This is a genomic window from Actibacterium sp. 188UL27-1 (assembly GCF_016901225.1).
GTDB lineage: Bacteria > Pseudomonadota > Alphaproteobacteria > Rhodobacterales > Rhodobacteraceae > 188UL27-1.
The window spans coordinates 54344-67447 of record NZ_JAFEUL010000002.1; the positions used below are offsets into that span (position 1 = coordinate 54344).

The following is a 13104-nucleotide window of genomic DNA, read 5'->3' on the forward strand; positions in this document are numbered from 1 at the left end:
GTTCACCCCGAATCGTGGAAGCGGGTGCCGAGGCTGGCCGGTGCGCCGCTGGCGCCCTTGCCCGAGGAGATGAGGACCAAGACCACGATGGTTAGCAGGTAGGGTGCCATGGACAGGACCTCAACCGGCACCTTGACCCCCGCCGCCTGTAAGTTGAGTTGCAAGACCGTGAGGCCACCAAAAAGATAGGCCCCCGCCAGCACGCGCCAGGGTCGCCAACTGGCAAAGACGACCAGGGCCAAGGCGATCCAGCCCGCGCCTGCTGTCATGCCTTCGGTCCATTGCGGGACGCGCACGATGCTGAGATATGCGCCACCCAGGCCCGCGCAGGCCCCGCCAAATGCGATGGCCGCCAGGCGGATGCGAATGACCGGATATCCCAGGGCGTGGGCGGCGTTATGGCTTTCGCCGACGGCGCGCAGGATCAGCCCGGCCCGCGTGTATCTGAGGCCAGCCCAGACGCCCGCCACGATCAGCAGGCTGACATAGACCATCCCGTCATGACGGAACAATACGATGCCCAGCCCGGGGATATCGGCGAGCGGACCCAGGGGAACCGGGCCCACATCGATGCCTTTGACCCCGATAAATCCCTGACCCAACAGGGCGGAGAGGCCGAGGCCGAACAAGGTCAGCGCGAGCCCCGTCGCCACCTGGTTCGACATCAGGACCTGGGTCAGGAAGCCAAAAATCAGGGAGAGGGCCGCCCCGCCAAGGGCCGCGGCGATAAAGCCCAACCCCGCGCTGCCCGTCTGGACGGCGATGGCAAAGCCACAGACCGCGCCGGTGATCATCATCCCTTCGACGCCGAGGTTCAGGACGCCCGATTTCTCCACCACCAATTCACCGATCCCGGCCAGCAGGATCGGCGTGGCCGAGACCATGAGCGACGCGATGAGGACGAAAAGGTTGATCGAAGACAGGTCCATCACGCCCCCCTGCGCCGGGCCAGCCGGATCCGGTAATTGGTCAGCACATCGAGCCCCAGCAGGAAGAAAAGCAGCATCCCCTGGAACGCCTGAATGGCCGCACCGGGTAGGCTGAGGGTGAGCTGAGCCAGCTCTCCGCCGATATAGGTGAGGGCCATCAGCAGCCCCGCCATCAAGATGCCGAAGGGGTTCAGGCGGCCCAGGAAGGCCACGATGATGGCGGTGAAGCCGTAGCCCGAATTGAAGTCGATGCTGATTTGTCCGGCGGGGCCGGTGACCTCGAACAAGCCCGCGAGACCGGCCAGGGCGCCGGAGAAGCCCAGGCAGAAGATGACGAGGCGTTTTGGGGCGAAGCCAGCAAATAGGGCGGCGCGGGGGCTTTCGCCGGCCACCCGGATCTGAAAGCCCATCAGGTGCCGGGTCATGACAATATAGGCAAAGATCACGGCGGCAATGGCCGCAACGCCACCCCAATGGAGGCCGGAATTGGCGAAGAGTTCCAGATTTTGGGTGCCGGAATGCTGGGCAAGGTTGCGCGAGCCGGGGAAGCCGCCGCCATCTGGGTTGCGCAGGAACCCCACGGCGGCCCGCGCAAGTATCTGTTCGGCCACATAGACGAGGAGGAGGGAGACCAGGATCTCGTTGGTGCGGAAGGTGACGCGCAAAAGCGCCGGGATCATCGCCCAAAGCCATCCGCCCAGGGCCCCGGCCGCGACCATCGCGGGGAAGAGTATTGTGCTCTCGGATGGGAAAGCTGCAAGGCCCAAGCCCGCACCAAAGAGGGCCCCGATGATGTATTGCCCCTCGGCCCCGATATTCCAGATGCCCGCCCGAAACCCGAGGCTGAGACCGATTGCGATCAGGATCAGCGGTCCAGCCTTGACCAGGAGTTGCGGCCGGGAATAGCTGGCGAATTGCGGATGAAACAGCGGGTCGTAGAAGATGGTTTTCAGGGCCTGGACCGGTGGCGTGCCTAAGGCCGCGAACATCAGCCCGCCGGCGATCATCGTCAGAAGGACGGCCACGATGGGGGTGGCAAAGGTCCAGATCTGGGCCGGTGCGGCGCGTTGTTCCAGGCGGATCATGGGGCGGCCAGGGCTGGGCCTGGATTTTGTGCCTCTGGCGGGGATATTTCCGAACACATAATGGGGGTATCCCCGCCCAGCATCAGACCGATTTGTTCTTGGGTCAGGTCGGCCATTGGGTGCGTTGGACTCAGGCGACCTTCATTCAGGGCGGCGAAGGTGTCGGCGATTTCGGTCAACTCGTCCAGGTCCTGGCTGATGACGATGACGGCGGTGCCCTGGTCCGCCAGATCTGTCAGGGCCTGGCGGATGGCGGCGGCGGCGGCGGCATCGACGCCCCAGGTGGGTTGATTGACCACCAGGACTTTTGGATCTTGCAGGATCTCGCGCCCCATGACGAACTTTTGCAGGTTGCCGCCGGAGAGGGATTGCGCCACGGCCTGGGGGCCGGGCGTGCGCACATCGAAGCGGGTGATGACGTCTTGGGCCAGTTGCTGCGCCTTGCCCCAATTGAGCCAACCGCCCCGGGCCAGGCTTGACCGATCCCACCCGGTCAGCGCTGTATTCTCCGTCAGCGTCATGGCCGGAGCAGCGGCGTGGCCCAGACGTTCCTCTGGCGCGCTGAGCAGGCCCAGGGCGCGCCTGGCGGTGGGGCCGAGGGCTCCAATGGGGGTGCCAGTGAGGTCTATGCTATCCCCCTGGCTGGACCGTTCACCTGATAAGGCGGCCAGCAGTGCATCCTGTCCGTTGCCTGCGACCCCGCCGATGCCCAGGATCTCCCCCGCTCTGATCACAAAGGAGATGTCGCGGAGCGGTGTGTCATTGTCGGATCGCGGCGCCAGGGACAGCTTTTGGACGGTGAGGATTGGGTCGCCCATAGCCCTGACCTGGCGGGCGATGGCTGTGGGGCGCGTGCCGACCATCAGTTCCGCCAAGTCGGCGGCAGTGGCGGTTTGCGGATCGGCGGTGCCCACCACCTTGCCATGGCGCAGGATCGTGGCCTGGTCGCAGAGCGCGCGGATTTCTTTCAGTTTGTGGGAGATATAGAGAATTGATTTCCCCTGATCTTTCAGGGTGTGCAGCGCGGCGAAGAGCGTTTCGGCCTCTTGCGGGGTCAGCACGCTGGTCGGTTCGTCCATGATCAGCAGGCTCGGTTTTTGCAGCAGGCAGCGGATGATTTCGACCCGCTGTTTTTCCCCTGCCGACAGGTCGCCCACCCGGCGATTTGGGTCCAGCGGCAGGCCATAATCGGTGCTGACGCGGGCGATCTCTGTCGACAGGTCGCGCAGTCTGGGTGGATGGTCCATGCCGAGGGCGACGTTCTCTGCCACATTGAGCGCATCGAAGAGCGAGAAGTGTTGAAACACCATCGCCACGCCGGTGGCGCGCGCCATGTTGGGCGCGCGCGGGGCGTAGAGCTGTCCCTGCCACAGCATTTGTCCCTGATCCGGTGCGATCAGGCCGTAGATAGCTTTGACCAGCGTGGATTTTCCGGCACCGTTTTCCCCCAGTAAGGCGTGGATTTCGCCGGGTTGGACGGTCAGGCTGACATCGTCATTGGCCACGACGCCGGGATAGGCTTTGCGCAGGTTGCGGATCTCTAGCAGGGCAGTCATCGGGGGGCGGCCTCGGCCAGGGGATGGGCCACGGATTGGGACTGCAACAGGGCATGTGCGACCCCGATGGCGATGGCCTGGGGGTGTTTGCCCAGGTCTGGCGCGCCGATGGGGCAAGTCAGTCGGGCGATCTGCTGGTCGGAATGCCCGAGTGCGGCCAGGCGGGACCGGAATCGGGCCCATTTGGTTTGTGATCCGATCAGCCCGGCAAAGGCAAAGCTGTGTTGCAGCAGGGCATGGCACAGGGCGAGGTCGAGGTCATGGGAATGGGTCACAATCAGGTGGTGGGCTTGGGCTGGCGCGTGGTGGACGACCTGGTCTGGGGCCGCCGCCAGCAACCGTTCGACCTGGGGTGAGACGGTCGCGGGGTAGCGGTCGGCAGCGATATCGACCCAGGTGATCGCCCAACCCGGCAGGGGGGCCAAGGTCGCGACCAGGGCCCGGCCCACATGGCCCGCGCCATAGATCCAAAGGGGGTGTCCCCGTGGGGACAGGCGTTCGGCTAACCATCCTTGGCTGAGCCGAGGGAGGGGCCCGGCTGTCGCCAGGGCAACCGGTTTATCCCCTTTTGGACCGCCCAGGGGCCGGAGAACGCATCCGTCGCGGGTTTTGGCCGCCAGGGCCGCTAGGGCGGCTGCGTCGTAGATCTCGGTGACGAGGGTTACCGCACCGCCACAGCATTGGCCCAGGGCAGGGCCTAGGGGCACCCGGTTCACCCGGGACTGCCCGTCGGCCAGAAGCTCGCGCGCGGTGGCGGCGGCGTCAAACTCCAGCGCGCCGCCGCCGATTGTGCCGGATTGCCCGTCGCGCCAGACCAGCATGGCCGCCCCGGCTTCGCGGGGGGTTGAGCCCTTGACCTCTGCCATCAGGACCCGGGCCACGGTGCCATGGGCGACGACAGCGGCCTGAAGGTCATTCAAGTTAAAACTCATAGGCGTACCCGATTGACGGCGTCCAGAATGCGTTCCGGCGTGGCGGGCGCGTCGAGCGCGGGATAGCCGGGGCCGCAAGCGGCGATGGCATCGGACAGGGCGAGGAAGGCGGAGATACCCAGCATCAGGGGCGGTTCGCCCACGGCTTTGGAGCGATAGATCGTCTCCTCCCGGTTGGCCTGATCCCAGAGCGCCACATTAAAGATCTCGGGCTGGTCCGAGCAGGCGGGGATTTTGTAGGTTGACGGCGCGTGGGTTTTCAGCGCGCCTTTATCATCCCAGACGAGTTCTTCCATGGTGAGCCATCCGGCCCCTTGGACGTAGCCGCCTTCGACCTGGCCGATATCCAGGGCCGGGTTCAGGGAGGCACCGGCATCATGCAGGATATCCGTGCGCAGTATGCGGTTTTCGCCGGTCAGCGTGTCGATCACGACCTCTGTCACCGCAGCACCATAGGCGAAGTAATAAAACGGGCGGCCCTGGCCCTTGATCCGGTCCCAGACAATGTCGGGCGTCTTGTAGAACCCGGTCGCAGACAGGCTGATCCGGGCCATGTAGGCGGTCTGGACGGCCTCTGCCCAGGGGATCGCATGATCCCCTATGATGACCTGTGCGTCGGCGAACTGTACCTGGTCTGGGGTGGTCTGATGCAATTCGGCCAGATGCGCGGCGATCCGGTCCCGGATCGTGTCGCATGCCACTTTCACGGCCATCCCGTTCAAGTCGGACCCCGAGGATGCTGCGGTGGCGGAGGTATTGGGCACCTTGCCCGTGTCCGTCGCAGTGATCTTGATGGCGCTGGTTTCCAGCCCGAACCGGTCTGCGGCCACTTGCGCCACCTTCTGGAACAGGCCCTGGCCCATTTCGGTGCCGCCATGGTTCAGGTGGACGGAGCCGTCCTGATAGATATGGACCAATGCCCCCGCCTGGTTCAGGTGGGTGAGCGTGAAACTGATGCCGAACTTGACCGGCGTGAGGGCGATGCCCTTTTTCAGCACTGGATGATCCGCGTTCCAATCAGCGATCTGGGCGCGGCGTGCGGTGTAGTCTGAGGTTTCGACCAACCGGTCGATCAGATCGGGCAAGATGAAATCGCGCACCTCCATGCCGTATGGCGTTGTCAGGCCGTTGCCCGTTGCGCCATAGAAGTTCTGCCGCCGTGTTTCCAGCGGATCCTGGCCAAGCTGGTGGGCGATATGGTCCAGCACGCGTTCGATCCCGACCATGCCCTGGGGTCCGCCAAAGCCGCGAAAGGCCGTGGCCGATTGGGTGTTTGTCTTCAGCCGGTGGGAGGTGATGCGCACATTCGGCAGCCAGTAGGCATTGTCGGCATGCAGCATCGCGCGGTCGGCCACGGGCAGGCTTAGATCCTGGGCCCAACCGCAGCGACAGAGCTGGGTCAGATCCAGGGCGATGATCCGGCCCTGATCGTCCAAGCCCGCCCGGTAGGTGATGCGGAAATCGTGGCGTTTGCCGGTGATCATGAAGTCGTCATCGCGGTCATAGCGCATCTTGCACGGGCGCCCGGTTTTCTGGGCTGCGACGGCGCAGGCCACGGCGAGCGCATTGCCCTGGCTCTCTTTTCCGCCAAACCCGCCGCCCATCCTGCGAACCTCGACCCGCACGGCATGCATCGGGATGTTCAGGGCTTCGGCCACTTTGTGCTGGATTTCCGTCGGATGCTGGGAGGAGGAGTGAACGACCATGTCGCCCCCTTCCTGCGGCAGGGCCAGGGCTGATTGACCTTCGAGGTAGAAATGTTCCTGCCCGCCAATCTCTATTGCACCGCCAAGGGTTTGAGCTGCGAGGCCCATGGCATGGTCGGGGTCACCGCGCCGGTAGATCCGGGGGCCGTCTTCAAACCGGTTATTGGCTGCGAGAGCGTCATCCAGGCTTAGGATTGCGGCGCGTTCGTCATAGACGATCTTGCCCATCCGCGCGGCCCGGCGGGCGGCGAGATGTGAGCGAGCGATAACGATAAAAAGCGGCTGACCGACATAGTGGACCTCGCCGGTTGCCAAAAGGGGCTCATCATGAGCGGAGGGGGAGACGTCGTTGGCGCCCGGCAGATCCTCCGCAATCAGCACGGCCACGACATCCGGTGCTGCGCGAATGGCCGACAGATCCATGGCCGTGACCGTGCCATGGGCAATAGTGCTTTGGCCAAACGCGAGGTGCAGCGTGTCTGCCGGGGTGGGGATATCGTCGACATACCGCGCAGCGCCGGTGACGTGGAGCGTGGCGGCATCATGGGGCAGGGGTTTGGCAACGGTCACGGGTTGACCTCCAGAACCGAGGTCTGTGTGCCATGATCCTCCAGCACCGCCCGGAGCAGCATGTTCTGGGCCGTGCGCAACCGGTAGCTGGCTGAGGCGCGCATGTCGCTGAGCGGCGTGAAATCCTGGGCGAAGATCGGGGCGAGCGCCATCGCCGTCTCAGCTGTCCAGGGTTGGCCAATCAATGCGGCCTCGACATGGGTGGCGCGTTTCGGGATGCCAGCCATGCCGCCAAACGCGATCCGGGCGGTCTGCACAGTTTTGTCCTTTGTGGTGATGTTGAAGGCGCCACAGACAGCGGAGATATCCTGGTCGAAGCGTTTGGACAATTTGTAGGTTTTCAGGTGGTCGGGTTGCCTGGGGATCGAGACGGCTTCGACGAATTCTCCTGGTGCGCGGTCCTGCTTGCGGTAGTCGAGGTAAAGGTCCTCCAGCAGCAGAATGCGCCGTGCGTCACGGTGCCGGAGGTGGACATGTGCGCCAAGGGCGATGAGGGCTGGCATGCTGTCTCCGATGGGGGAACCACCGGCGATGTTGCCCCCGATGGTGGCGGCGTTGCGCACCTGGACAGAGCCGTAGCGGCGGATGAGTTCGGCGAAGGCGGGATGATGGTTGGCGATGAAGGCGCCGAGATCGGTGAGGGTGACGCCGGCTCCGATATGGATGTCGCTGTCGGTCACCTCGATCTGCTGCAAATCGTGACACTGATGCAGGAAGGCTATTGGGTGCAGGTTGCGAAAATCCTTGGTGACCCAGAGCCCGACATCGGTTGCTCCGGCGATCAGAGTGCCATCCGGATGGTCGGCATACCAATGGGCAAGCTCATCGGCGCACCCGGGCAAGCCCGGGTCCACCTCTTCGCTTGCGTCGGGACTGGGGCCCTCCGGTCCCGTTTGGTCGTTGGGTTGGGTCGAGGCGATGGAGGGCGTCAGTCCCGACGCGGGCAAGGAGTGTTGGGGCATGTCCCCCGCCGACGCGCCCGCCCCCTCCGCATCAAGGGCGGCGCTGTCGGTTTGCATCCAGGTTGGAACGGCAGCCGCCTCTGCCTCCTGTGCGGCGCGCAGGATTGGCGCATAACCGGTGCACCGACACAGATTTCCTGCCAGTTGATCTTCATGATCCGTGCGACCGTTCAGATGTGCCACGGCCATGGTCACTACAAAACCCGGCGTGCAGAACCCGCATTGGCTGCCATGCTGCGCCACCATGGCCTGTTGCACGGGATGGAACGCACCGTCCGGCCCGTTTATGCCTTCGATGGTCCGGACGGCCTTGTTCATCAGTTGCGGTAGAAACAGGATGCAGGCATTCAACGCCCGGGCACCGTCGTGATCGCTCACCATGACCGAGCAGGCACCGCAATCGCCTTCATTGCAGCCTTCCTTGGTGCCTGTCAGCGATGCGCGTTCGCGCAGCCAGTCAAGCAAGGTGGTCGTCGGTGGACCATTCGCGGTCACCCACTCTCCGTTCAACAGAAACGTCACGCGCATATGTGACTTCCGCCGCCATACCAAAGCCAGGCCTCTGTTGCGTTCGATGCGGCGTAGAACGCGGTCAAAGCCAATCCGACCGCATTAGCAAATCGAAGACGCGCGCGCTTTGCAAGGGGGCGCGGGCCGGAGCGTGCCCCGACTGCAGACCTGCGGTTGCAGCGGCCCACCCACCAGCCACACGCGCCCGATTATTGCGCAGCTGTCGTTTGCCTTGAAAGTTCCACCAGCTTGTTCAAAGCGGCCCCCCAGCCGTCGTTGTATCCTGTTACCATGTCTGAGCCGCGCAGGCTGGCAATCTGCGCCGTCATGGTGAGATCGCATGCTGTGTCTCGTCCTATGACGTCAAGTGTCACGAGGCTGACACTGATTGCCGCTTCTTCCACAAAGACGGTTTCGGTACAGATCATCCGGCTAGGTGCCTCGACAATGTGGAAATCTGTGCGCGCCAGAAATTCGGGATGTTCGGACGGGCCACAGCGTGCCAGCTCATGGCCTCCGGGGCGGATGTCGCTTTCAAGGATGTCGAAGACGGCCGTTTCGCTCGGTGTGCCCCAGACGGAACGGGCCTCCGGACTGGAAAGCAAACCGAACAACTGGTCGGGCTCACAATTCAACTGTCTGGTCAGGGTGATCGTTCCAAATTCCGGGCTCATGTCTTGACGTCCTTTTCTTGTTGAACCAGCGCATCCAGCCGGTCGAGGCGGCCATTCCAGAGGCTGCGTTGCTGCTGAAGCCAGGTTTCGGCCTGGGCCAGAGGGTCAGCCTCGATATGCACCATGCGAACCCGGCCGGTCTTGTGCGTCCGCACCAGGCCCGCTTGTTCCAGCACCTTCAGGTGCCGCAAGAAGGTGGGCAGCGCCATATTGTGGGGGCCGTGCAGATCACTAACCGCGGCGGGTTCATCGGTTAGGCGTTCCAAGACCGCGCGGCGGGTCGGATCGCCGAGGGCGGAAAATATCGCATCCAATTGGTTAGCCATAATGCTAACTAAATCGATGTCGCCAGCGCCGTCAAGGCAGTTAGTCATTCGGGTAAGTGTTTTCGACCCAATGCCCCTAGCCGCAGCGCAGCGCCCCACATATGGTGGTGCCATGGCCGATCCACGATTCATTCATTTGCGCACCCATACCGAATATTCCCTGCTGGAAGGCGCCTTGCGGCTCAAGAAATTGCCGGGCGCATGTGCGGCGATGGGTATGCCGGCCGTTGCGGTCACCGACACCAACAACATGTTCGCCGCCTTGGAATTTGCGGTCGGGGCGGCGGGGGCTGGCATCCAGCCGATCATGGGCTGTCAGGTCGATCTGCAATATGAGGTACCGGAACCCGGGGCAAAGCCGTTGCCGCCCGCCCCGGTGGTGCTTCTGTCCCAGTCCGAGGCCGGATATGGCGCGCTGATGCAGCTGAACTCCTGTCTGTATCTGCGCGGCGACGGCAGCCTGCCCCATGTCACGCTTGAGGAACTGGCCCGGCACTCGGCAGATGTCATCTGCCTGACGGGTGGCCCTGATGGGCCGCTGGGGCGGCTTTTGCGGGACCAGCAGCGGAGCAAGGCGGACGCCCTGGTTCAGACCTTGCACCGGATCTTTGGTGACCGGCTCTATATCGAATTGCAACGTCATCCCGGGGAAGGTGGCGCATCCGGGGCTGAAACGATGGTCGAACAGGGCCATGTCGAGATCGCCTATGGGATGGATCTGCCCTTGGTGGCGACCAATGATGTCTATTTCCCCAAATCGGATATTTATGAGGCCCATGACGCTCTGATTTGCATCGCCGAGGGTGCCTATGTCGACCAACAGGATCCGCGCCGCCGCCTGACACCCCAGCATTACCTAAAGACGCCACAAGAGATGGCAACGCTCTTTGCCGACCTGCCCGAGGCTTTGGAAAACACAGTCGAGATCGCCCGCCGCTGCGCTTTTGCCACCTATCGCCGTGATCCGATCCTGCCCAAATTCGCCGATGACGAGGTCGAAGAGCTGCGCCGCCAATCCCATGCGGGTTTGAAAGAGCGGCTTGCCGTGATCCCCCATGCCGCTTCGGTTGAGGATTATGAGGCACGGCTGGATTTCGAGTTGGGCATTATCGAAGGGATGGGCTTTCCCGGCTATTTCCTGATCGTGGCCGACTTCATCAAATGGGCCAAGGATCAGGACATCCCCGTAGGCCCCGGGCGCGGCTCCGGTGCGGGCAGCCTTGTGGCCTATGCCCTGACCATCACCGACCTTGATCCTTTGCGCTATTCGCTGCTGTTTGAACGGTTCCTGAACCCCGAACGCGTCAGCATGCCGGATTTCGACATCGATTTCTGCATGGATCGGCGAGAGGAAGTCATCCGTTACGTTCAGGAAAAATACGGCCGCGACCGTGTGGGCCAGATCATCACCTTCGGCGCACTGCTGTCCAAGGCCGCCGTCCGCGATGTGGGCCGCGTCCTGCAGATGCCCTATGGCCAGGTCGACCGCCTGTCCAAGATGATCCCGGTGGAAGGGGTCAAACCCGTCAGCATCGAAAAGGCCCTGGCCACCGAAGAACGCCTGCGCGAAGAGGCGAAATCCGAAGAGGTCGTCGCCCGCCTGCTGAATTACGGCCAGCAGGTCGAGGGGCTCCTGCGGAACGCCTCCACCCATGCCGCCGGTGTCGTGATCGGCGACCGCCCCCTAGATCACCTGGTGCCGCTCTACCAGGATCCGCGCTCCGACATGCCCGCCACCCAGTTCAACATGAAATGGGTCGAACAGGCGGGCCTTGTGAAGTTCGACTTCCTGGGCCTGAAAACCCTGACTGTCATCCAAAACGCCGTCGAACTGATCCATGCCTCGGGCCGTGACCTGCATGTCGCGCCAGACGGCACGCAACTCTACACCCCGGCTCCCGGCACGATGAACGACATCAACGCCATCCCGCTGGATGACGAAAAATCCTATGCGCTTTATGCTTCCGCCAAAACTGTCGCCGTGTTCCAGGTGGAATCCAGCGGCATGATGGACGCGCTCCGCCGCATGAAGCCGGATTGTATCGAGGATATCATCGCCCTCGTCGCCCTCTATCGCCCCGGCCCGATGGAGAACATCCCGAAGTTTTGCGAGGTCAAGAACAACCTCTCCGACCGCGAACTGCTCCATCCGTCTGTCGATCACATCCTGGACGAGACCCAGGGCATCATCGTCTACCAGGAACAGGTGATGCAGATTGCTCAGGAAATGGCGGGCTACAGCTTGGGCGGCGCCGACATGCTCCGCCGCGCCATGGGCAAAAAGATCCAGGAAGCGATGGATGCCGAACGCCCCAAATTCTTGGCGGGTGCGGCCAAGAACAATGTCGACAAGGATAAGGCGATGGAGGTTTGGAACCTCCTCGATAAATTCGCCAATTACGGCTTCAACAAATCCCACGCCGCCGCCTATGCCGTGGTCAGCTACCAAACCGCCTGGCTGAAGGCGAACCACCCGGTGGAGTTCATGGCCGCCGTCATGAACTGCGATATCCACCTGACCGACAAGCTCGCCGTCTATGCCGAAGAGGTGCGCCGGGGCCTGGAGATCGAGATCGTGCCGCCTTGCGTCAACCGCTCACTCGCCACGTTCAGCGTGTCGGAAGGGCGGGTGGTCTATGCCCTCGGCGCTTTGAAAAACGTGGGCGGTGATGCCATGCGCCTGGTGGTCGAGGCACGCGGCGACCAGCCCTTCGCCACGCTTTTCGACCTCGCCCGCCGGGTCGACCTGAAACGCGTCGGCAAGCGTCCCCTCGAAATGCTCGCCCGCTCCGGCGCGTTCGATGTGCTTGACCCGAACCGCCGCCGCGTCTTTGACAGTCTCGATGCGCTGGTCGCCTATTCCGCGGCCATCCATGACCAACGCGGCTCGGCACAGGTCTCACTCTTTGGCGAGGCGGGCGATGACCTGCCCGAACCCCGCCTGTCGCCCGCCGATGACTGGCTTCCCAATGAACGCTTGGCGGAGGAGCATAAGGCGGTCGGCTTCTACCTTTCCGGCCACCCGCTCGACGACTATATGGGCCCGCTGAAACGAAAAGGCGTCCTGACACTGGCCGAGGTCGCGGCCCAGGTCGAGCGGACACCGGCGGTCGTCAAACTCGCAGGCTCCGTCGCTGGTCGGCAAGAGCGTAAATCCGCCCGCGGCAACCGCTTTGCCTTCGCACAACTCTCTGATCCGACCGGATTATACGAGATCACGGTCTTCTCTGACGTGCTGGAAAAAGCCCGCGATCACCTGGAATCCGGCGCAAATGTCGTCGTCACCGCCGAGGCCACGATGGAGGCGGACCAGCTCAAGCTCCTTGCCCGCGCCGTGGCCCCGATCGACACTGTGGCCGCCGCCGGGGATGCCCTGGCTCTTAAGGTCTATGTCCAAACTGCCGCGTCCGTCGACCTCGTCCATTCCCTCCTGGCCCGCGCCAGCAAGGAGGCCACCATCCGCAGCCGCGCCACCGTCTCCCTTTGCCTGATGCCCGAAGACAGTCAGAACGAAGTCACCATGGATCTGGGCCAAGACTTCCCTCTCAACCCCCAAATCAAAAGCGCCCTCAAAAGCCTCCCCGGCGTCATCACCGTCGAAGACATCTAACAACCCACGGTAGCGCTGGGTTCACCTCGCCATGAAAACCGGCCGTAGGGTGGGCAATCTGCCCACCAAACCGCCGAAACCACCTGGCGTAACCTAAGCTGGGTATCGCTGGCCCGTCAGATGGTCTGGCAATACCCGGCGCCTTCAGCATGACCCGAGGCGGGGGTTGCGGATTGATCAGAGGCCACTTATGGCTCGCCTATATACTGCTTTTGGGCAACTCTTGCGTTGGTCTTTAAACCAG

9 protein-coding genes are annotated in these 13104 nt (G+C 63.2%); 1 reads left to right on the forward strand and 8 read right to left on the reverse strand.

All coding sequences use genetic code 11. The features are described from left to right. Window positions 1–2 precede the first annotated feature (2 nt). From IU397_RS03390 to IU397_RS03425, 8 genes are all read right to left on the reverse strand, one after another. Window positions 3–929: an ABC transporter permease gene (locus tag IU397_RS03390; protein WP_204410727.1), complete on the reverse strand. Its 927-nt coding sequence runs from the start codon at window positions 927–929 to the stop codon at window positions 3–5. Next, complete coding sequence (locus IU397_RS03395) at window positions 929–2014, reverse strand: ABC transporter permease (protein ID WP_204410730.1); 1086 nt, start codon at window positions 2012–2014, stop codon at window positions 929–931. Before IU397_RS03395 ends, IU397_RS03390 begins: the two co-directional genes overlap by 1 nt. Beyond that, the gene (locus IU397_RS03400; RefSeq protein ID WP_204410732.1) at window positions 2011–3570 is read right to left on the reverse strand and encodes an ABC transporter ATP-binding protein; all 1560 of its coding nucleotides are present in this window, start codon (window positions 3568–3570) and stop codon (window positions 2011–2013) included. The genes IU397_RS03395 and IU397_RS03400 overlap by 4 nt, the downstream gene beginning before the upstream one ends. Beyond that, window positions 3567–4502, reverse strand: a complete 936-nt coding sequence (gene xdhC, locus IU397_RS03405) for a xanthine dehydrogenase accessory protein XdhC (protein ID WP_204410735.1) — start codon at window positions 4500–4502, stop codon at window positions 3567–3569. The genes IU397_RS03400 and xdhC overlap by 4 nt, the downstream gene beginning before the upstream one ends. Beyond that, entirely contained in the window at window positions 4499–6778 is a 2280-nt protein-coding gene (xdhB, locus tag IU397_RS03410) for a xanthine dehydrogenase molybdopterin binding subunit (RefSeq protein WP_204410737.1), read from the reverse strand. The genes xdhC and xdhB overlap by 4 nt, the downstream gene beginning before the upstream one ends. Continuing rightward, on the reverse strand, window positions 6775–8268 hold the full coding sequence (xdhA, locus tag IU397_RS03415) for a xanthine dehydrogenase small subunit (protein WP_204410739.1): 1494 nt from the start codon (window positions 8266–8268) through the stop codon (window positions 6775–6777). The genes xdhB and xdhA overlap by 4 nt, the downstream gene beginning before the upstream one ends. 191 nt (window positions 8269–8459) lie before the next feature. Then, a complete protein-coding gene (locus IU397_RS03420) occupies window positions 8460–8924 on the reverse strand; it encodes an SRPBCC domain-containing protein (protein ID WP_204410742.1) in 465 nt (154 codons plus the stop codon). Continuing rightward, the gene (locus tag IU397_RS03425; protein WP_204410744.1) at window positions 8921–9250 is read right to left on the reverse strand and encodes a metalloregulator ArsR/SmtB family transcription factor; all 330 of its coding nucleotides are present in this window, start codon (window positions 9248–9250) and stop codon (window positions 8921–8923) included. The genes IU397_RS03420 and IU397_RS03425 overlap by 4 nt, the downstream gene beginning before the upstream one ends. Before the next feature lie 112 nt (window positions 9251–9362). Here IU397_RS03425 and dnaE point away from each other — a divergent pair, with 112 nt between their 5' ends. Next, the gene (dnaE, locus tag IU397_RS03430; protein ID WP_204410747.1) at window positions 9363–12860 is read left to right on the forward strand and encodes a DNA polymerase III subunit alpha; all 3498 of its coding nucleotides are present in this window, start codon (window positions 9363–9365) and stop codon (window positions 12858–12860) included. The last annotated feature ends 244 nt before the right edge of the window (window positions 12861–13104 follow it).

Coding starts and splice junctions, on each gene's coding strand:
- IU397_RS03390 (WP_204410727.1), bottom strand. CDS start 929: ATGGACCTGTCTTCGATCAACCTTTTCGTCCTCATCGCGTCGCTCATG.
- IU397_RS03395 (WP_204410730.1), bottom strand. CDS start 2,014: ATGATCCGCCTGGAACAACGCGCCGCACCGGCCCAGATCTGGACCTTT.
- IU397_RS03400 (WP_204410732.1), bottom strand. CDS start 3,570: ATGACTGCCCTGCTAGAGATCCGCAACCTGCGCAAAGCCTATCCCGGC.
- xdhC (WP_204410735.1), bottom strand. CDS start 4,502: ATGAGTTTTAACTTGAATGACCTTCAGGCCGCTGTCGTCGCCCATGGC.
- xdhA (WP_204410739.1), bottom strand. CDS start 8,268: ATGCGCGTGACGTTTCTGTTGAACGGAGAGTGGGTGACCGCGAATGGT.
- IU397_RS03420 (WP_204410742.1), bottom strand. CDS start 8,924: ATGAGCCCGGAATTTGGAACGATCACCCTGACCAGACAGTTGAATTGT.
- IU397_RS03425 (WP_204410744.1), bottom strand. CDS start 9,250: ATGGCTAACCAATTGGATGCGATATTTTCCGCCCTCGGCGATCCGACC.
- dnaE (WP_204410747.1), top strand. CDS start 9,363: ATGGCCGATCCACGATTCATTCATTTGCGCACCCATACCGAATATTCC.